The organism is Aquitalea magnusonii, assembly GCF_003202035.1.
In the GTDB taxonomy this organism is placed as follows: domain Bacteria; phylum Pseudomonadota; class Gammaproteobacteria; order Burkholderiales; family Chromobacteriaceae; genus Aquitalea; species Aquitalea magnusonii.
Genome location: NZ_QJKC01000008.1, coordinates 1 through 20655 on the forward strand (window position 1 = coordinate 1; position 20655 = coordinate 20655).

11 protein-coding genes are annotated in these 20655 nt (G+C 60.0%); 5 read left to right on the forward strand and 6 right to left on the reverse strand.

Annotated features, from left to right (window positions below; translation table 11 throughout):
• The 4 genes from DFR38_RS09685 to DFR38_RS09695 form a co-directional block, all read right to left on the reverse strand.
• Positions 1-7739: YDG domain-containing protein (locus DFR38_RS09685; protein WP_146215957.1), on the reverse strand; the 7739-nt coding region annotated here is incomplete at its 3' end.
• Between the two features lie 343 nt (positions 7740-8082).
• Positions 8083-8322: a hypothetical protein gene (locus tag DFR38_RS21000; protein ID WP_146215958.1), complete on the reverse strand. Its 240-nt coding sequence runs from the start codon at positions 8320-8322 to the stop codon at positions 8083-8085.
• A gap of 232 nt (positions 8323-8554) precedes the next feature.
• On the reverse strand, positions 8555-9499 hold the full coding sequence (locus DFR38_RS09690) for a GGDEF domain-containing protein (RefSeq protein ID WP_059286242.1): 945 nt from the start codon (positions 9497-9499) through the stop codon (positions 8555-8557).
• A gap of 173 nt (positions 9500-9672) precedes the next feature.
• Positions 9673-12453 (reverse strand): bifunctional diguanylate cyclase/phosphodiesterase, encoded by a 2781-nt coding sequence (locus DFR38_RS09695; protein ID WP_239688684.1) that lies wholly within the window; start codon positions 12451-12453, stop codon positions 9673-9675.
• Positions 12454-12726: 273 nt separating this feature from the next.
• Here DFR38_RS09695 and DFR38_RS09700 point away from each other — a divergent pair, with 273 nt between their 5' ends.
• The 3 genes from DFR38_RS09700 (at position 12727) to DFR38_RS09710 (ending at position 15862) form a co-directional block, all read left to right on the forward strand.
• Positions 12727-14046, forward strand: a complete 1320-nt coding sequence (locus DFR38_RS09700; protein ID WP_059286244.1) for a TRZ/ATZ family hydrolase — start codon at positions 12727-12729, stop codon at positions 14044-14046.
• A 3-nt stretch (positions 14047-14049) separates the two neighbouring features.
• Entirely contained in the window at positions 14050-14751 is a 702-nt protein-coding gene (gene ubiG / locus DFR38_RS09705) for a bifunctional 2-polyprenyl-6-hydroxyphenol methylase/3-demethylubiquinol 3-O-methyltransferase UbiG (RefSeq protein ID WP_110313335.1), read from the forward strand.
• Positions 14752-15190: 439 nt separating this feature from the next.
• Positions 15191-15862, forward strand: a complete 672-nt coding sequence (locus DFR38_RS09710) for a GntR family transcriptional regulator (protein ID WP_059286245.1) — start codon at positions 15191-15193, stop codon at positions 15860-15862.
• A 67-nt stretch (positions 15863-15929) separates the two neighbouring features.
• Here the strand turns inward: DFR38_RS09710 and DFR38_RS09715 are convergent, their stop codons facing one another.
• Both DFR38_RS09715 and DFR38_RS09720 read right to left on the reverse strand, forming a co-directional pair.
• Positions 15930-16424 carry a dihydrofolate reductase gene (locus DFR38_RS09715; RefSeq protein WP_059286246.1) on the reverse strand — a complete coding sequence of 165 codons (495 nt, stop codon included), beginning with the start codon at positions 16422-16424 and terminating at the stop codon, positions 15930-15932.
• A complete protein-coding gene (locus DFR38_RS09720) occupies positions 16421-17215 on the reverse strand; it encodes a thymidylate synthase (protein ID WP_059286249.1) in 795 nt (264 codons plus the stop codon). The genes DFR38_RS09715 and DFR38_RS09720 overlap by 4 nt, the downstream gene beginning before the upstream one ends.
• A 178-nt stretch (positions 17216-17393) precedes the next feature.
• On the opposite strand from DFR38_RS09720, the gene flhB reads away from it, so the two are divergent.
• Together flhB and flhA are read left to right on the forward strand one after the other, a co-directional pair.
• Positions 17394-18560: a flagellar biosynthesis protein FlhB gene (gene flhB, locus DFR38_RS09725; protein WP_059286247.1), complete on the forward strand. Its 1167-nt coding sequence runs from the start codon at positions 17394-17396 to the stop codon at positions 18558-18560.
• Positions 18561-18566: 6 nt separating this feature from the next.
• Positions 18567-20651 carry a flagellar biosynthesis protein FlhA gene (flhA, locus tag DFR38_RS09730; protein WP_059286248.1) on the forward strand — a complete coding sequence of 695 codons (2085 nt, stop codon included), beginning with the start codon at positions 18567-18569 and terminating at the stop codon, positions 20649-20651.
• Positions 20652-20655 lie beyond the last annotated feature (4 nt).

Here is a 20655-nt window from a genome sequence, read left to right on the forward strand (position 1 = left end):
CCGGTCAGGGTGACCGCCAACGGGTTGACCGTCATGCTGCCAGTCGCGCCAGTCAGGGTGTAGTCGCTGTCGCTCAGCGTCAGGCTGTTGAAGCCTGACAGGGCGCGGTTGCCGGCGTGGGCGCTGGCCAGGGTGGCGCTGCCACCAACGGTGACGGTATCGCCAACGATCTGGTTGCTGACCGTCAGGTTGCTGCCCTGGGCGACGTTCGTGCCGTTATAGGTCTGGCTACCGGTCAGGGTGACCGCCAACGGGTTGACCGTCATGCTGCCAGTCGCGCCAGTCAGGGTGTAGTCGCTGTCGCTCAGCGTCAGGCTGTTGAAGCCCGACAGGGCGCGGTTGCCGGCGTGGGCGCTGGCCAGGGTGGCGCTGCCGCCAACGGTGACGGTATCGCCAACGATCTGGTTGCTGACCGTCAGGTTGCTGCCCTGGGCGACGTTCGTGCCGTTATAGGTCTGGCTACCGGTCAGGGTGACGGCCAACGGGTTGACCGTCATGCTGCCGGTCGCGCCAGTCAGGGTGTAGTCGCTGTCGCTCAGCGTCAGGCTGTTGAAGCCTGACAGGGCGCGGTTGCCAGCGTGGGCGCTGGCCAGGGTGGCGCTGCCGCCAACGGTGACGGTATCGCCGACGATCTGGTTGCTGACCGTCAGGTTGCTGCCCTGGGCGACGTTCGTGCCGTTATAGGTCTGGCTACCCGTGAGCGTCACCGCCAACGGGTTGACCGTCATGCTGCCGGTCGCGCCAGTCAGGGTGTAGTCGCTGTCGCTCAGCGTCAGGCTGTTGAAGCCTGACAGGGCGCGGCTGCCCACATGGGCGCTGGCCAGGGTGGCGCTGCCACCAACGGTGACGGTATCGCCGACGATCTGGTTGCTGACCGTCAGGTTGCTGCCCTGGGCGGTAGTCGTGCCGTTATAGGTCTGGCTACCGGTCAGGGTGACCGCCAGCGGGTTGACCGTCATGCTGCCGGTCGCCCCAGTCAGGGTGTAGTCGCTGTCGCTCAGCGTCAGGCTGTTGAAGCCTGACAGGGCGCGGCTGCCAACGTGGGCGCTGGCCAGGGTGGCGCTGCCACCAACGGTGACGGTATCGCCGACGATCTGGTTGCTGACCGTCAGGTTGCTGCCCTGGGCGGTAGTCGTGCCGTTATAGGTCTGGCTACCGGTCAGGGTGACCGCCAGCGGGTTGACCGTCATGCTGCCGGTCGCCCCAGTCAGGGTGTAGTCGCTGTCGCTCAGCGTCAGGCTGTTGAAGCCTGACAGGGTGCGGCTGCCGACGTGGGCGCTGGCCAGGGTGGCGCTGCCACCAACGGTGACGGTATCGCCGACGATCTGGTTGCTGACCGTCAGGTTGCTGCCCTGGGCGACGTTCGTGCCGTTATAGGTCTGGCTACCGGTCAGGGTGACGGCCAACGGGTTGACCGTCATGCTGCCGCTGGCTCCGGTCAGGGTGTAGTTGGAGTTATCCAGGGTCAAGCCTGAGAAGCCCGACAACGCTTGATTGCCGGCGTGAGCACTGGCCAGGGTGGCGCTGCCACCGACCGTAATGCTGTCGCTGCCAACACGGTTGCCGACCGACAGGTTGCTGCCCTGGGCGATGTTCGTGCCGTTATAGGTCTGGCTACCGGACAAGGTGACGGCCAGCGGCTGAATGGTCAGCGTACCGTTGGTATTGCCGCTGCTTGCCAGCACATAGTTGGATGCCGCGGAACCGGTCAGGCCGGTGACTTTTTCTACGTAGTTACCCACAGGGGTGTTGGCCGCCAGCGTCACGCTCGAGCCACCCTGGGTAAAGGCACCCACAGTACCGAACACCTGATCGTTGTTGAGGATGCCACTCAGGGTGGCGCCACCCAGCGTCGCCAGCGTGCCATAGGTAGAGAAGGCATTGGCAACCGAGTAGTTCAGCGTGGTGTAGAGTACCGCAGGCTGCAGTGTCAGGGTGCCAGTGTGATACTGGATGGTGTAATTACCCAGACCGGTCCCTGTTGCTGCCGACGGGGTGATCGTGTAACTGCCTACCGCAGTCGACGCCGTGGTCGCCGTCAAATTGCCCGGTATCTTTTCAGTCAAACCGCTAATGGTGTCATTGTTGACAAGACCGGTTTGCGTGTAGCCGGTGTTCAGGGCGGTCGACAGCGTGTAGGGCGTCCCGTAGGTAGCGGTCTGGTCGGCGGCGGTGATGACCAACGTCGCCGGATTCACCGTCAATTGGCCACTATTGGTGAACGTGGTGGCGCCATAACCGTTGCCGACGCTTAGCGTTCCGGTGGCACCACTGATGGTGTAGGGACCACCGGCCACGGTAGCAGCAACAGCCGCACCAGCAGACGACATGCTCGGTGCACCGCTATACACCATGGCCGCGGTATCGGCCAGATAAGCACCACTGACTGCCGGCTGCAAGCCGCTGATGGTGTAGTCGGACTGGATGGCAGAAGAGGCATCGACGCCGTATGTCTTGCTGTCGTTATGGCTGGTGACGGTCAGGTGCGGCTGATAGGCAAAGACGTAGCGGTTGCCGCTGGCGCTGACCGTAGCCCCAGCCGCGGTATCCCACACCGCCGTGTTATTACTGTTCAGGTTGCCGAAGGTATCCCCACTCGGGCCAGCCGAGTACACCAGCCACTTACCGTTGGGAACGGATAGCGCACCCGAACCCGCATTGTTGATGAAGTTGCCGCCTGTCTGCAGCGTGATCGTGCCATTACTGCCGCTAGCCGTCAGTGCAGCCCCGCTCGACAAGGTAATTGAACCGTTTTGGGTTCCGAGGTTTTTCACCGAGATGTCGGCACCATCAATGCTGCTGGCCAGAGTGATATTGCCGGCGGTGCTGTTGGTGTTGCCGGCGCCATTGCCAAGCGTAATGTTCACCGTACCGCTACCCGCCGACAGGTTGGCACCGGAGGCCACCGAGATCGCTGCCGTGCCGCTGTCGCGTTCTACATTGACCACGTTATTGGCCGCGGTATCGTTGGCGGTCAGCGTCAGATTGCCGTTGCCCGTATTAATGGCTGCATTGACCAGGATACTGCGGCCGGCATCCAGGGTCAGACCAGCCGTCGAGCCGGAGTTGGCAGAAAGCGCGCTGTTGACGGTGATGTCGTTATTGGCCTGCAGCGTGACAGAAGTGCCGCTGTTGAGGGTTTGCAGGATCAGGCTGGGCGCGATGGTGACATCGAGTCCAGACATATAGCCATACGTGAACAGGGTTGGATCAGTAAACGCCAGTGTAACGGTCCCGCTGCCATCGCCGGAGCGCGCTACCAGGAATTGCTTGCCGCTGTTGAGCGCCGACACGGTCTGGCTGCTGTTGGAGGCCACGCCGGACAGGCTGTTGTCCGTACTGACGGTTCCGGTGATGCCACCGGTGGAATTGCTCCAGGTTGCCGCACCAAGGCCACCGTTCCAGCTCGGGCTGGAAATGACATAATCGCCGCCAGACAGCAGCGTAACGCCACCACTGCCAACCTGATCACCACTGTTTCCACCTACCAGGCTGTTACTCGACGATATGGTTCCCGTCACCGAGCCACCTTGGCTGACATAGGTCACCGCACCGGCCTGGCTATTCCATTGGGAGCTGAAAATCAGGTAATTGTTACCGCTGACATACTGCATGCCACCATAACCGACCTGGTCGCCGCCCGTCGTCGAGATGGCATTGGTGCCATTGTCTTCCGCGTAACGGGACAAAGTACCTGCCGTTGAACCAACCAGGCTGTTGGCGGAACCGACCACACCGGTAGTACCACTGCTACCGTTGCCGAAGGAGACGGCACCACGATTGTTGTTCCACAAAGGACTGAACACGACATAGTCGTTATTGGCCTGTACGACGACATTGGTCATCCACAGATTCTGGTCGCTCTTGTAGAAATAATTGGCGGAACCACCGGTGCCGATCGCGTCGCCGTTCTCGTACTGTTTGTAAACAAAGCCGCCGTAATTGTAGGTATTGATGGTGCCTGAATATTGGCCGACCAGACTATTGGTCGAGGACACAGCCCCCACCGTCGCCGAGGACGGATTGATAAAGCTGATCGCGCCCTTGTTGCCACCCCACAACGGACTCAATACCAGGTAATTGCTGCCGCCATTATTGGACAGGGTCAGGATGCCGCCGGAACCGACCTGATCGCCGCCGAAGAGATTGACCATACTGCCACTCAGCACACCGTTGAACTGAGTAGAGGCCGTGGTGCCAACCAGGCTATTGCTGGCACTCACATTGCCGGATGTGGCCTGTGATGCCGTCATCAGCGTGACGGCACCTTTCTGCTGCGCCCAGTTGGGGCTGAGCACCACCCAATCACCATTGTTCAGATTGACGATGCCACCGCTGCCAATTTGATCGCCGCCAAGATTGTATGGATTGTTGCCACCCAGCACGGCCGTGGTGCCAACGATACTGTTGCTTGAACTGATGCTCCCAGTCACACCCGTGCTGCCACTGCCACGGGTTACTGCACCGCGATAACTGCTCCAGACCGGGCTGAGCACGACATAGTCGTTGTCGCTCAGGCTGACCACGCCGCCAGAGCCCACATTGTCACCACTGCTGCTGCCTACCAGGCTATTGGATGACGATACCGCACCGCTTATGCCGGTCGTACCGGAGGCGAAGGTGACTGCACCTTCATGGCCATTCCAGGCAGTCGTCGTCACCACATAATTATTATTACCGAGCTTGGTGACCGTACCGACCTGGTCACCATTGCTGATGTAATTCTGGTGATAGGTAGAGTCGTAACCAACAGCCGTGCCTGCAGTGCTACCCACCAGCGAATTACTGGACGACACGGCGCCAGTCAAGGGCGATGCCAGCGACATGAATGTCGTCGCGCCCCTGTTGCTGCTCCAATTGGTACTGGACACCACGGCATTGCCGTTGCCCAGATCAGTCACCCCGCCGGAGCCTACTGCATCCCCACCATAATAATTGCGGTAGCCCGTGGTGGTGGTGTAATAGGTATTGCCACCACTGTCACCGATGCCCTGGGTGGTCCCCACCAGGCTGTTGGCGGCACTGACGGTCCCGGTCACACCGCTGCTACCGTTAGCAATGGTCACCGCACCGCGCCCATGGCCCCAGTTTGAAGAAATAACGGCGTAGTAGCCGTTGGACAGCGCCTGCACGCTGCTGCCTACACCGTCACCGTTGTAGTAACCATAGCTGGTACCACTATTGGTACCGTTAAAGCAGTAGAGGGTACAGGTGGCGGAATACAAGCTGCCCGCATTACCAACCAGGCTGTTGGCAGCGCTGACTGTCCCCGTCAGTCCGGAATTCTGATCAACCAGCGTCACGGCACCCGCGTTCTTGTTCCAGTACGGGCTATCCACCACAAAATTGCCATTGCTCAGAATGGTGATGCCACTGGAGCCAACCTGATCGCCACCCAGGTTGTTATCTGCGGCAATGGTGCCATTGGAGCCAACCAGACTATTGGCAGACGAAACGACGCCCGTAATACCGCTGGCGGCACTCCCCAGGGTGACCGCCCCCTTGCCGGTATTCCACTGCGGCGCGATGGACACGTAATTGTTGTTGGGCAGCAAGCTTACGGAGCCACCGATCGCATCGGTCGATGTGCTACCCACCAGGCTGTTGCTGGACGACAGCGTGCCGGACAGACTGCCGTTGGCGCCCACCCAGGAGATGGCACCCGCGCCACCATTCCAGCTCGGACTCAGGATCAAGAATGGCTTGGTGGTATCGTTGACCAGCGCGCTACCAATGTAATAGCTGTTGTACCAATTCTGATAATTGAGGAACAACAAACCGCCGCTACCGACCTGGTCATTGGCATGCGAGCCCTGAAAGGCGGACATCAGCGCACCGGTAGTGCCGTTATAAAAAAACACCGAACCGGCAGCGCTATTGTTTGCTACCGTATCATTCGGTTTGGTAACCACATAGCTGCCACCGCTCAATTGCACCGCCATCGTCCCGAAGCCGGAGCCAGAACCGGCATCCGGGTCGATCAGATTGGCACTGGCGACATCGCCGGCGCTGGCGCTGATGGTGATGTTCTTCGGATCCAGCAGCAGCTTGCCGGCGGCTCCGGCACTGGCGCTGGCGTTGGCCACACCGCCATAGATGAGTCGATCGCCACTCGACACTTCAATCAGGCCACCATTGCCACCATGCTGGCCACCCTGTGCGGTGACGCTACCCAGGAAGGTGGTTTTAGTATCCGACCAGACCGCAACCTGGCCACCATCGCCAGCACCAGTGGCATTGGCGGCAAGCTTGGTCGAGGCATTGACCACTGTGGTATCGGCCGTTTGCGGGCCACTGCCATGCAGCCCACCACCAATATTGATATGCCCCCCGCCCTGCACACCATTGGCTTCAAAATCGGCAGCGGCAAGTGCCACCCGCTTGCCCAGAGCAGAAATCGTACCGCCGTGCTGCCCGCTGGCAGTCACTTGGCCGGAGCTGAACACCGAGCCTGCGCTTGTCAGCTGTACCGTACCCGCCGCGCCGTCAGCGCTATTGGCCGAGGTTTTTGCCGATGCCGTCTGGATCAGATTATCCTGGGTGGACAAGGCCACGGCCCCGCCCTGCCCTGCACCACCGTCCGCACTGATCGTACCGGACTGTAACAGGCCAGCCCCCTGCACCGTGACATTGCCGCCGCGGGTACCGTCCGCATGAATGGCGCCGGATTCAATGATCTGTCGACCGGAGACCGTGATACTACCGGCCGCGCCGCCGCTCGCCGACGCGGTCATCGTGCCGTCCAGCGTGATCACGCCGTTGCCGCCCTTGCTATCCGCCGCCGCCTGAATGCTGATCGAGCCGCCGCTACTGCCTGCGGTAGCTGCCGAGGCGTCCAGACTTGCACCACTGGCCAGCTGTACCGAGCCACCGGGGGCGGATAACCAGATCTGGCCACCCTGGCCACTGACTTCGGTGGCACGAATCAAGCCCTGGGTGTTCCCCGCCAGGGCATACACATTGCCATTCTCGGTACGAAGTTCCGCCGCGGTCGCCTGGAGCAAGCCCGCATTGCTGACCGAGGTGGCAGCGCCACCCAGGCCAATGACAAAGCGCCCATCCTGATCGGCCTGGTCCTTCACCAGCACCTGGTAGCCGCCCAGCAGCCCCACCCGGCCGTTATCGGCCTGAATGCTGCCCTGATTGGCAACCTGGGCCGCAATCAGCACCACATCGCCACCAGAGGCACCGATCTTGCCGAGATTGGTCACCGCGGCATTGGAATTGCCACTGAAATTCAGCGAACCGCCGGCCATGAAGTTGTTGTTGGACAGATCCTGGGTCGAAGCAACAAAACTGCCGCCCACCCGGACTTCGCCATTGCGGCCAATAATGACCCCGGACGAGTTGATCAGATACACACTGCCAGAGCTGCTCAGCAGACCATCGACAATCGAAGCCGGCGCGCCAGCCGCCACACGGTTAAGGGTTGCACCCGCGCCGTTGTTGAAGCGGACGGTTTCATTGCCCGCAATCGAAAACGACGACCAGTCGATGATTGCACGGGCAGTATTCTGGTTGATCGTGGTGGTGGTGCCGGTTGCGGCTATCGACGCACTACCGGCCGTCACATGGCCCCCGACAGGAGCCGCCTCGGACAGTGCAGAAGCCAGGACCAGGGAGAGCGTGACCAGACTGCGGCAGGATGAACCGCCTTTGCGCCGGCTACGCGCGGTTTCTGCCACTACGACGTAACAACCGCGACTGTCACTCCATACCGTACGATAGGCGCTGTTCACCCCGGGACTCCTTTATAGATTTGATAAACGGACATACTTCATGCAAGGGAACGACTGCGGCTATCGATAGCTTTTGTCATAAAATCAAGACATGGAAGCAAAAACCGGCATTCTGGCAGCCATGTATTGCTTTTGCGTGTATGACCCAATGCACTGCGCTACTGACCTGACAAGAAACAGCAGCGCATCGGGGTTCGCTGACGAGGCGATGCGCTGAACGGATCAGGGTTTGTTTTTTTCTGCTGAATTCAGATACACGCAGCGTCATCTTATAATGACAATGTATTTTGCACCTGTACGATAGGCCGGTCAAGAAAACTTACTGAGGCTCCCAGGCTGTTCCTTACACGCCTTTCGAACAGGTGATCCCGCTGTCTACCCATTCTGTATAGCCTGAATCGGCGCCTGCTGAAGCAACAATTGCAGCAAATGTCGCCCCAGCAAAACAGGTCGGCCAGCTCAGCATCGGCACAAACATCCGGTGCAGGGCTCGCCGCTGCGGCGGCCAGTCATCAAGGTCGGAGTGAACATTGCCTGGCTTGCAGGCGGGGAATGACATGCGGGTGTTTTTGAACAGCATCACGGCTATTGCATTTCATGCCGCCTGATGACGTCCAACTGGCGGAGAAGCTCACCATGGGAGAGCAGACGACTAGCCGCTCGACCATCAGGGGATCAGTGCTGCGATGTAATGGGGGATGTGCCTCTACAGTGGCAAGATTTTGCAGGCAAAGCATATTGCGTCATCAATACCAGCCGGCCAAGAGGCAAATTACCAATCTGCCGGTCAGGCCGAGCACGCGCACCTGGCGCACTCAGCCCTGGCAAATGCAGTTGCGCCCCTGCAGCTTGGCACGGTACATGGCGACATCCACGGCATGCAGTATGCCCTCCAGCTCGCCATGGTCAGTGGCGCAGGTATAGCCGATGCTGACCGTCAGGCCCAGGCGTTGCTGCTGCCATACCGGCTGGCTGTCAGCGATCTGCCGGCGCAGCCTTTCGGCCGCCCTGGCGGCTCCGGCCAGGTCGGTAGCCGGCAACATGAGCAGGAACTCCTCGCCGCCCCAGCGCACGATATCCGCCTGCCCGTCGAATAATGCCCTCAGTTGATCTGCAAAAAACACCAGCATGTGATCGCCACAGGCGTGGCCGTACTGGTCGTTGACCTGCTTGAAGCCATCGATGTCACACAGCAATACCGAAAACAGCTTGCCCTCGCGCTGCCAGCCTTCCCAGGCCTGTTGCAAGCGTTTGCAGGCTTCACGCCGGTTCAGCAGCCGGGTAAGAAAATCGGTACGGGACAGGCGGATGTTCTCGTCCACCGTGCACTTGAGTTCGTGCACATCGCGAAAGGTGATGATCTGCAGGAAAGGCAAGGTGGCCGCTTGTATCTGCGCGGTGATGATGAACCAGCGTTGCTGGCCATCGGCACAACGCACCAGGGCGGTCAGCTCGGCCAGCGGCTGGCCACTGGCCTGGCAACGCTCCACCTCCCGGCTCCAGGCCTGCATGACTTGCGCGCGATAGTCGGCATCGGGATACGCCAGCCGGAACCAGCTGTCGATATCCGGCATGTCCTCCAGACTGTAGCCAATCTGCTGACGAAAGGCCTGATTGGCAAAGCGATGCCAGCGACCGGTATTGATGCCGCTGTTGGGGCTGCATTCGGAAATCAGGATGGGAATGGGGATGAATTCGAAACTGTTGGCCAACAGTTCGCGGCCCACCTCGGACATGGCCTGGACATTGTCAACAAACATGGCTTGCCTTTTCTTTCTGCGCCTGCCCGGACATGCCGCCGCGCACTGCCACCGCGTGAGCGGGGCAGGCACGCTGGTAACCAGACAAACACATCAACAGGAACCGTCTGAATGCATCCATCCAAGATACCAATTTTACGCAAGAAAGCCAGTGGGCGCGGCAGCTGGCCGGCTTACTCCTCCGGCAGCAAGTAGCCCTTGGCCAGCAGGCCGGCAAACTCCTCGGGCGGCATCGGCTTGGCCAGCAGATAGCCCTGGATCAGGTCACAGCCTTCCTGCTTGAGGAAGCGCCACTGATCGATGGTTTCCACGCCTTCGGCCACCACCTGCATATTGAGGTTTTTCGCCATGTTGATGATGGCGCGGGCAATGGCCGAGTCGTCGGCGTCATTGGGAATGTCGCGTACGAAAGAGCGGTCGATCTTCAGCTTGTCCGCCTTGAAGCGCTTGAGATAGGACAGGCTGGAATAGCCGGTGCCGAAGTCATCGATGGACAGCTGCAAGCCCATGCCCTTGATGCTGTCAATGGCCTGCAAGGTGCTGGTCACGTCTTCCATGATCACGCTTTCCGTCACCTCGACGTCCAGCATGTCGGCGGACAGACCGTGGCTGCGCAAGGCGGTTTCCAGTACCTCGGCCAGATCCTGCTGGCGGAACTGCAAGGCTGACAGATTGACGGCCAGCGACATCTTGGGCAGCCCCTGGCCATGCCACAGCGCCAGCTGGCGGCAGGCTTCGCGGATGACCCAGTTGCCGATCTGCACGATAAAGCCGCGTTCCTCGGCCACCTCGATAAAGCGGGCCGGCCCCAGAATGCCCAGCGAGGGGTGATTCCAGCGGATCAGCGCCTCGGCCCCGGTGATGCGGCCATCGGCCATGGCCACTTGCGGCTGGTAATGCAGGATGAACTCGTTGCGCTCCAGCGCAAAACGCAGCTGGCTTTCGATGGCCAGAATCTCACGCGCCCGCGCGTTGAGGTCGGCCGTGTAGAACTTGTAGCTGTTACGGCCCGACGACTTGGCGTGGTACATGGCGGCATCGGCATTGCGCACCAGGGTCTCAAAATCGCGGCCGTCATCCGGATACACGCTGATGCCGATGGACGGCGTGATGGTGATGGTGTGATTGTGCAGCTCGATCGAGGCACCAAATGATTCACGGATACGCTCGGCAGCCAGTGCCGCTTCGCTCGGATCGGATATCGCTGGCAGCAGGATGATGAATTCGTCGCCACCTTGCCGCGCCACGGTTTCGCCAGCAGCCAGCGAGGACTTGATGCGGTCGGCCGCCACTTGCAAGAGGATGTCCCCGGCCGAATGTCCCAGCGACTCGTTCACAGTCTTGAAGCGGTCCAGGTCCAGCAGCAGCAAGGCCATCTGCTCGTTGTCACGGCAGGCATTGTGAATGGCCAGCTCGACGCGATCATGCATGTGGGCACGGTTGGGCAGGCTGGTCAGCACGTCGAAGTGGGCCAGGAACTGGATGCGTTCGTCGGCAGCCTTGCGCTCGGTCAGGTCGCTGAAGATGGCCACGTAATGGGTGATTTCCGACAGCGGGTTGCGCACGGCATTGATGGCCAGCCATTCGGGGTAGATTTCGCCATTCTTGCGCCGGTTCCAGATTTCGCCCTGCCAGGAGCCCTGGCTATCAATGGCCTGCCACATATTGTTGTAGAAGGCTTCATCATGACGTCCGGAGGACAGGATGCTGGTTTTCTGCCCCAGTACCTCCTGCTGCGAATAACCGGTAATTTCGGTAAACGCCTTGTTGACGCTGCGGATGCGCTTGTCGCTGTCGGTGATCATGATGCCTTCCACGGTGTTCTCAAACACCTTGGCCGCCAGCTGCACCCGCTCTTCTGCCGCACGTTTTTCCGAAATGTCGCGCACCATGCGCCATACCGCATTGATGCGGCCAAAGGCATCGCGCATGGCCACGGTCTTGACGCTGACCGGCACCTGGTTGCTGAAGCGGTTCATGTACACCGCCTCGAATTCGTCGCAATAACCGAAGCGCAGCACCTTGTTGTCCAGGTTGAAACGTTCCAGCGCCTCGCTCTCCTGCCCCACCAGCGACCAGAAATTCTGCTGTTTGAGCTGGTCGAGGTTGTAGCACATCAGGTTGAGAAAGGCCGGGTTGGCATCCATCACCTGCCCATCCAGCGAGCTGATGACGATGCCGTCCAGATTGGACCAGAACAGTTCGCGGTATTTGTTTTCCGAGCGGCGCAGCGCATCTTCCACCTCGCGGCGACGGGAAATGTCCGCCTCCAGCGCCAGTGTCTTGGCTCGCAGCTCGTCAATCAGCCGCTTCAGTTCGGAGCGGGTCCATTCCAGATGCTTGCCCAGTTTGCCGATCTCGTCGCGGCGCGCCCAGTAGAAGGGCGACTCCAGCTTGAGTTCGGCCAGCTGGGTGGCCTGCTCGGTCAGGCTGTGCATGGGGCGCAGGAAACGGGAATGCAGAATGCTCATGATCAGCAGAATGGACAGCACCAGCTGCGCCACCAGAATCAGCAGGATGTTCTTCACCTGGTTGTGCAGGGCATTGGCCAGATGCTCGGTATCAAACTCCAGCGTCACCTGGCCGATTTCCTCGCCACGATAAATCACCGGCTTTTGCACGAAGGACACCCCGCCGACCCGCCGCTCGCTGCGCAAGGCCGACAGGAAGACCTGGTTGGACTGGGTGTCGGTCACGCGGATGGACACCACGCGGGCATCTTCCATCACCGAGGAGATCAGCGGGCTGCCCGCCTGCCGGCTCAGGTTCCACAAGGGCTCCTGCATGCCCAGCGCCACGATGTCCAGCAGGCGTTTTTCGTCGGTTTCCAGCTGGGCCGTGAGGTTGTCCCGCTGGATATTGATGCTGAGGTAACTGATGATGGAGGCAGGAATCAGCAAGCCGAGTACCACGGCGATCATGAAGACCGTGCGCAAGGAAAGGCTGGAAGTCACTGGGTTCTTTTCTTCTTGGGATGCCATCATTATCAATTATCAAAAAGCGTTCATGGCGCGGAAAACCCGCTATCAATATTTGGCTGCAAAATTACAGCTCATGTGCTGTCAATCAGATTGATCGCATAATAAGTCAGACCTTTGTCAGTTATAAGCGATTTTTTCTTTACACGACAGTTTCTGCAACGCGATACCCCGCGCTTGGCCAATTTGCCATGCCCATGGCAGCAGCCTACAATCCACCCCATTCCGCATCCCGCAGGACCCGAATCCATGTCGCAGACACAGTATGACACCCTTGTTTCAGCTCGCTGGATCATTACGGTAGAGCAAGACGGCGAGGTACTGGAAAACCATGCCATCGCCATCAAGGATGGCCAGATCGCCGCCATCATTCCCGCCAGCCAGTGCGCGAGCATCAGCGCCAATCAAAGACTGGAACTGGGTCACCATGTGCTGATGCCCGGCCTGATCAACCTGCACGGCCACTCCGCCATGACCCTGCTGCGCGGCCTGGCCGACGACAAGGCGCTGATGGACTGGCTGAACAATCATATCTGGCCGGCCGAAGGCAAGCACGTTCAGGACGACTTTGTGTTTGATGGTTCCTGCCTGGCCATGGCGGAAATGATCCGTGGCGGCACCACCACCATCAACGACATGTACTTCTACCATGCCGCCATGGCCCGTGCCGGCCTGGCATCCGGCATGCGCACCTTTGTCGGCTGCTCCATTCTGGAATTCCCCACCAATTACGCCAGCCATGCCGATGAATACATCAGCAAGGGCATGGCGGAGCGGGCTGAGTTCCTGGGTGAAGAGCTGATTACCTTCACCCTGGCCCCGCACGCGCCCTACACCGTGTCGGATGCCACCTTCCGCAAGGTGGTGGAGCTGGCCGACAAGCAAGACATGCGCATTCACTGCCACATCCATGAAACCGCGGATGAGGTGAACAACAGCGTCAAGGAACTGCAACAACGCCCGCTGGCCCGCCTGCAACAGCTGGGCTTGCTGTCGCCGCGACTGATTGCCGCCCACATGGTGCATCTGAACGCCGAGGAAATCGACATCGTCGCCCGCCATGGCGTGTCCGTCGCGCACAATCCTGCCTCCAACATGAAGCTGGCCTCCGGCATCGCCCCGGTGCAGCAACTGCTGGCCGCCGGCGTGGCCGTCGGCATCGGTACCGATGGTGCGGCGTCCAACAACAAGCTGGACATGATGGCCGAAACCCGTCTGGCCGCCCTGCTGGCCAAGGTGGGTACGCTGGACCCGACCGCCGTGCCGGCAGCCACCGCCATCCGCATGGCCACGCTGAACGGCGCCCGCGCCCTGGGCATTGCCGACAAGGTGGGTTCGGTCAAGGTGGGCAAACAGGCCGACCTGATCGCCATCGACCTGTCGGCACTGGAAACCGCCCCGGCGTTCGATCCGGTTTCGCATGTGGTGTATGCCGCCGGCCGCGAACAGGTGAGCCATGTCTGGGTCAAGGGCCGCTGTCTGCTGGATGCCCGCCAGCTGCAGACCCTGGACGAAGCTGCACTGAAAGCGCGTGGTGAAGACTGGCGCAACCGCATTCTGGCGAGGTAAGCAATGAGTAATGTAGACGAACTGGAAATCGACAAATTCAGCCAGTTGGCGCACAAATGGTGGGACAAGGACAGCGAATTCAAGCCGCTGCATGAAATCAACCCGCTGCGACTGGACTATATCGACGACTTTGCCAGCATCAAGGACCTGAAAGTCCTCGACGTGGGCTGCGGTGGCGGCATTCTGGCCGAGAGCATGGCCCTGCGCGGCGCGCAGGTCACCGGCATCGATCTGGCCAGGAAATCGCTGAAAGTGGCACAGCTGCACAGCCTGGAATCGGGCGTGGCCGTGGAATACCGTTGTATCGCCGTGGAAGAGCTGGCCGACGAAGCGCCCGGCAGCTTTGATGTGGTGACCTGCATGGAAATGCTGGAGCATGTGCCGGACCCGGAAAGCGTGGTGCGCAGCTGCGCCCGTCTGGTCAAGCCCGGCGGCTGGGTATTCTTCTCCACCCTCAACCGCAATGCCAAGGCTTATCTGCTGGCGGTGGTGGGCGCAGAATACCTGCTCAACATGCTGCCGCGCGGCACCCACGAATATGCCCGCTTCCTCAAGCCGTCCGAGCTGTCGCGCATGGCGCGCAATGCCGGGCTGGAAATCAGCAACGTCAGCGGCATGAGCTATAACCCGCTGACCCGCATCTATGCGCTGGGCGAGGACACCCAGGTCAATTACCTGATGGCCACACGCCGCGCCATGCGGTAAACGCAGCGCCTCCGCGCCAGACCCCTGCCCTGCTCCGTGCCGGCCAGGGGTTTTCTTTTTCCCGCAGCCCCCTGGCAGATAAAAAAAGGCCTTCGCCGCAGCGAAGGCCCCAATCATCCCCCGGTCCAGGACCGGTAAACAACCCGCTAGATTATGAGAAAACACACCACACCCACAGGTGCACTGCTTGCCTCAGGCAAGTTTGTATAGCCCCATTCCTCGTGTCAGCCATTTCAAACAAGCGTTTTAATCCTAAAGCCTATTCCGAATACAGACAAGGGATTTCCCTAACAAAGCCAAGAAATATCGTCAAAATGCAACAGGCTTTGCCTAAGCTCATCGCGCTGCCTGACAGCCCAATTGCCTGACAATTCCACATTCCAATTGCCGTGCAGGCCAATATATATGAAAATAATAATATTCGATAATGGAGACGCCGATGACGTTCAAGGCCAACGACTCGCTTACGGAACAGATCGCCCAATACCTTGGAAAAAAGATCATCCAGGGTGAAATGGCACCGGGCGAGCGGATACAGGAACTGCGCATTGCCGCCGAACTTGAGGTCAGCCGCGGCTCGGTACGCGAAGCCTTGCTGATTCTGCAGCGCCGTCATCTGGTGGAAATCTTTCCGCGCCGTGGTGCCGTGGTGTCCAGCATCTCCGGCCAGGATGTAGGCGATTTTTTCGAGCTGTGGTTCATGCTGCTGGACCGGGTGGTCAGCAATCTGGCCACCAGCTGGAAAAACGACGATCTGGCGCGATTTTTCGAGCTGATGACACAGCTGGCCGAATGCCATCGCCAGGATGACATGCCCGGCTATTTTGATAACGGCGTGGAATTCCTGCGCGCGCTGTACGACTTCTCCAGCAACCGCTACATGAGCGCGGCCCTGCAAGACTTGCTGCCGCTGACCCAGCGCTGCCTCTACGCCATCCTGCGGGCCGGCAGATCGCAAATGGACCGGACCCAGGCGTTTCTGGAAGACCTGCTGAAAACCATCATTGCCCGCGACACCACCCGCCTGCGCATCATGGTGGCCGAATTTGGCCAGGACTACAGCAAACTGGCCCAGCAATCCGCCGAGACGCTCGCTGGTAGCACTTGCTGAACACTGCTCAACTTATCAATCACAAAGGCCGCTCACCGAGCGGCCTTTTGCTTGGCATGGCTACCATTCAGCCCGGCTTGCGCTGATAGTCGACAAAGGCATACTGCAGCCCCTTGTCGCTGGTGAAACTGCTACGCGCCACTTCCTGCCAATCAGCCGTGCTCACCTCCGGGAAACAGGCGTCGCCATCAAAATCGGCATCAATCTCGGTCAGCCGCAGAGCATCTGCCAATGCCATCGCCTGACGGTACAAATCGGCACCGCCAATCAGGCAGACTTCCGCCACACCATCGGCCATCGCCAGCGCCTGCTCCAGCGAATGGGCCACTTCGACGCCATCGGCCTGCCAGTCTGACTGGCGGGTAATCACGATATTGCGCCGTCCCGGCAGCGGGCGGCCAATCGAATCGTAGGTTTTGCGCCCCATCAGCACCGGCTTGCCCAAGGTCACCGCCTTGAAGTGCTTGAGGTCTTCCGGCAAATGCCAGGGCAAGGTGTTGTTGATGCCGATCACGCCATTGCGGGCCTTGGCCGCCACCAGGGTCAGGACAGGCTTGCTCATACCGCCACCGCTCCCTTGATGTGCGGATGGGGGTCGTAGCCCTCCAGCGTGAAATCATCGAAGGTGAAGGCAAACAGATCCGTCACCGCCGGGTTGATCTTCATCTGCGGCAGCGGGCGCGGTTCGCGGCTCAGCTGCAGGCGGGTCTGTTCCAGATGATTGCTGTACAGGTGGGCATCACCCAGCGTGTGCACGAAATCGCCGGGCTTGAGGCCGCACACTTGCGCCACCATCATGGTGAGCAAGGCATAGGATGCGATATTGAAGGGCACGCCCAGGAAGATGTCGGCCGAGCGCTGATACAGCTGGCAGGACAGCTTGCCATCGGCCACATAGAACTGGAACAGGCTGTGGCACGGCGGCAGCGCCATTTCATCCACCAGCGCCGGGTTCCAGGCCGACACGATCAAGCGGCGCGAATCCGGATTGCGCTTGATCATCTCCACCACATTGCTGATCTGGTCGATATGGCGGCCATCCGGTGCCGGCCAGCTACGCCACTGGTAGCCGTACACCGGGCCCAGGTCGCCGTTTTCATCGGCCCACTCATCCCAGATCGATACCCCGTTTTCCTTCAGGTAGCGGATATTGGTGTCGCCGGAGAGAAACCACAGCAGTTCGTGAATGATGGAGCGCAGATGGCACTTCTTGGTGGTGACCAGCGGAAAACCCTGCTGCAGGTCGAAACGCATCTGGTAGCCGAATACCGAGCGGGTGCCGGTGCCGGTGCGGTCGGACTTGTCATGGCCATGTTCCAGCACATGGCGCATCAGGTCGAGGTACTGTTGCATGCTGCCATCCATTCATAAGAATCGGCCGATTGTACCGCAGGCAGCCGCAAATCGTCGCATCGGCCTGTGCTGTATAAACGGCAGGGAGAATACCCATGATGCCAAATCGGACTGGCCGGCCGCCCCCGGCATACGCTACCATCCGCTTTAAAATACAACGTCAGAAAACTGGGGCTCAATGGCAGAAGATTCCGATCTCGAACGGACCGAACCCGCGTCAGCCAAACGGCTGCAAACCGCGCGGGACGACGGCAATATCCCGCGCTCGCGAGAATTGTCCACGTTCGCTATCACCATGACCGGAGTCGCACTGCTGATGACACTGGGCGGCAAGCTGGCCGGTGGCATCATGCTGATGATGAAACAGCTGCTGATTTTCGATCAGCACACGGTGCAACAGGCCGAACCGGCCATCGTCCGCTTCAAGGAAGCGCTGTTCTCCATGCTGTGGCAGCTGCTGCCCATCTTCGGCGGGCTGGCACTGGTGGCGGTGGTCACCCCCATCCTGATCGGTGGCTGGAACTTCACCCTGGCCCCGCTGGAGCCCAAGCTGACCAAGCTGAACCCGGCCAGCGGCATCAAGCGCATCCTCTCGCTCAACTCGGCCACCGAGGCCCTGAAGGCCATCCTCAAGAGCATGCTGATTGGCGGCGTGGCGGTCTGGATCATCTGGCGCGAGCGCGCCGACATCCTTGGCCTGCTGTCCATGCCGCTGGAAACCGGCATCATCAAGATGACCGACATGCTGGTCACCACCTTTTTCACGGTCACCGCCGCCATGCTGATGCTGGTGGTGATCGACGTGCCCTTCCAGCTGTGGAACTACCACAAGCAACTGCGCATGACCAAGGAAGAGATCAAGCAGGAATACAAGGAAATGGAAGGCTCGCCCGAGGTCAAGGGCCGTATCCGCCAGCTGCAACGGGAAGCCGCGCGCAAGCGCATGATGGCAGAAATCCCCAAGGCCAATGTCATCGTCACCAACCCGACCCACTATGCGGTGGCGCTGAAATACGAAGAAGGCATGCAGGCACCGCAGATTGTCGCCATGGGCACGCTGAGGCTGGCGGAAAAGATCATCGCCACCGGCAAGGAGCACAAGGTCACCGTGATGCGCTCACCCAGTTTTGCCCGGGCGCTGTATTTCCATGGCGAATTGGGCCGGGAAATCCCCGCCAGGCTGTATACTGCGGCAGCGCAGATCCTGGCTTATGTCTACCAGTTGAAAGCCTATGAATACAACGGCGGCCTGGCCCCGGTCTACCCTGACCAGCTGGATGTTCCCGCCGACCTTGACCCGGAAAGCAAACGCCAGCAAGATGCGGCCCCGAAAGCGAGACAGTAATCCCGCATGGATAATTTCCTCACCCAGCTGAAGCAGTTCAACATCACCAAGCTGGCCGGCCCCATCCTCATCATCCTCATTCTGTCGATGATGGTCTTGCCGTTGCCGCCGGTGCTGCTGGACATGTTCTTCACCTTCAATATTGCAGTGTCGGTGATTGTGCTGCTGGTGGGCATCAATGTCCGCAAGCCACTGGATTTCTCGTCCTTCCCCTCGGTATTGCTGATCACCACCTTGCTGCGGCTGTCGCTGAACGTGGCCTCCAGCCGGGTGATCCTGCTGGAAGGCCACAGCGGCCCGGATGCCGCCGGCAAGGTGATCGAATCCTTTGCCCACTTCCTGATCGGCGACAACGTCGCCATCGGTATCGTGGTGTTTATCATCATCACCATCATCAACTTCGTGGTGATCACCAAGGGTGCCGGCCGAATCGCCGAAGTATCCGCCCGCTTCACCCTGGATGCCATGCCCGGCAAACAGATGGCGATTGACGCCGACCTCAACGCCGGTCTGATCGGCGAAGATGATGCCCGCAAACGCCGCGCCACCATTTCCGAAGAAGCCAACTTCTTCGGCTCGATGGATGGTGCCTCCAAATTCGTACGCGGCGATGCCATGGCCGGCATCATGATCATCGTCATCAATATCGTCGGTGGCCTGATTGTCGGTGTGATACAGCATGACCTGGATGCCGGCACCGCCGCCAAGACCTACACCCTGCTCACCATCGGTGATGGCCTAGTGGCACAGATCCCTGCGCTGATCATCTCCACCGCTGCCGGTATCGTGGTGTCGCGCGTGGGCACCGACAAGGACATGTCGGAGCAGTTCTTCGGCCAGCTGTTTGCCAAGCCGCAGGTGCTGTACATCACCGCAGCCGTCATCGGCATGATCGGCCTCATCCCCAATATGCCGCACTTTTCCTTCCTGCTGATTGCCAGCCTGCTGGCTTTCCTGGGCTGGACCATGGACAAGAAGGAACAGGCGGCTGCCGTGCAGGCCAGCAAACAGGAAGCCCTCGCAGCCACCCCGCCCGACCAGCCCATGGCCGAAGTCAGCTGGAACGATGTACAGCACGTGGATGCGCTGGGACTGGAAGTGGGCTACCGGCTGATTCCGCTGGTGGATCGCAGCCAGGATGGCGAACTGCTGCGCCGCATTCGCGGCATCCGCAAAAAGATTGCCCAGGAACTGGGCTTTCTGGTCCCTGCCGTACACATCCGCGACAATCTGGAAATCAAGCCCAATGCCTACCGCATTCTGCTCAAGGGCGTGGAAATCGGTCAGGGCGAGGCTTATATCGGACAATATCTCGCCATCAACCCTGGCCGGGTGAATGGCAATATGCCCGGCACCCCCACCACCGATCCGGCCTTCGGCCTGCCGGCGGTGTGGATAGACGCCAGCAAGCGCGAAGAGGCCCAGCAGATGGGCTATACCGTGGTCGATTCCAGCACCGTGGTGGCCACCCATATTTCCAATCTGCTGCAAACCCACGCGGCAGAACTGCTGGGCCGCGAAGAAGTACAGGCACTGATCGACCATCAGGCCAAGGAATCGCCCAAGCTGGTGGAAGACCTGGTGCCCAAGATTGTCCCCATCGGCATCTTGCAAAAGGTATTGCAACAGCTGCTGACCGATGGCATCCATATCCGCGACTTCCGCACCATTCTGGAAACCCTGGCCGACCACATCGGCACCACCCAGGACGTGGACGACCTCACCTCCTCGGTACGGACGGCGCTGGCACGGGTCATCGTGCAGCAGCTGTTCCCCGGCGAAACCGAACTGCCGCTGATGACGCTGGATCCGGCACTGGAAAACGTGCTGTCCCAGGCCGTCAACTCCAAGACCGGCGGCGGGCTGGAACCCGGTCTGGCGGAAAACCTGCTGTCCAGCGCTGCACAACAGGCCGAACAAGTGGAGATTCAAGGTTACAATCCGGTATTGCTGACGCCACCGGGCTTGCGGCCGCTACTGGCACGATTCTTGAGAAGGGCTCTCCCACAACTGCGTGTGATCTCGCATAATGAAGTACCTGACAATAAATCCATTCGTATAATTGCGGTAATCGGGGGAAGCAAGGGCTGATAAA

What these genes read in the sequence shown, in the direction of transcription:
- flhA (WP_059286248.1), top strand. Translation starts at nt 18,567, where the DNA reads ATGGATAATTTCCTCACCCAGCTGAAGCAGTTCAACATCACCAAGCTG.
- flhB (WP_059286247.1), top strand. Translation starts at nt 17,394, where the DNA reads ATGGCAGAAGATTCCGATCTCGAACGGACCGAACCCGCGTCAGCCAAA.
- ubiG (WP_110313335.1), top strand. Translation starts at nt 14,050, where the DNA reads ATGAGTAATGTAGACGAACTGGAAATCGACAAATTCAGCCAGTTGGCG.
- DFR38_RS09710 (WP_059286245.1), top strand. Translation starts at nt 15,191, where the DNA reads ATGACGTTCAAGGCCAACGACTCGCTTACGGAACAGATCGCCCAATAC.
- DFR38_RS09700 (WP_059286244.1), top strand. Translation starts at nt 12,727, where the DNA reads ATGTCGCAGACACAGTATGACACCCTTGTTTCAGCTCGCTGGATCATT.
- DFR38_RS09690 (WP_059286242.1), bottom strand. Translation starts at nt 9,499, where the DNA reads ATGTTTGTTGACAATGTCCAGGCCATGTCCGAGGTGGGCCGCGAACTG.
- DFR38_RS09720 (WP_059286249.1), bottom strand. Translation starts at nt 17,215, where the DNA reads ATGCAACAGTACCTCGACCTGATGCGCCATGTGCTGGAACATGGCCAT.
- DFR38_RS09715 (WP_059286246.1), bottom strand. Translation starts at nt 16,424, where the DNA reads ATGAGCAAGCCTGTCCTGACCCTGGTGGCGGCCAAGGCCCGCAATGGC.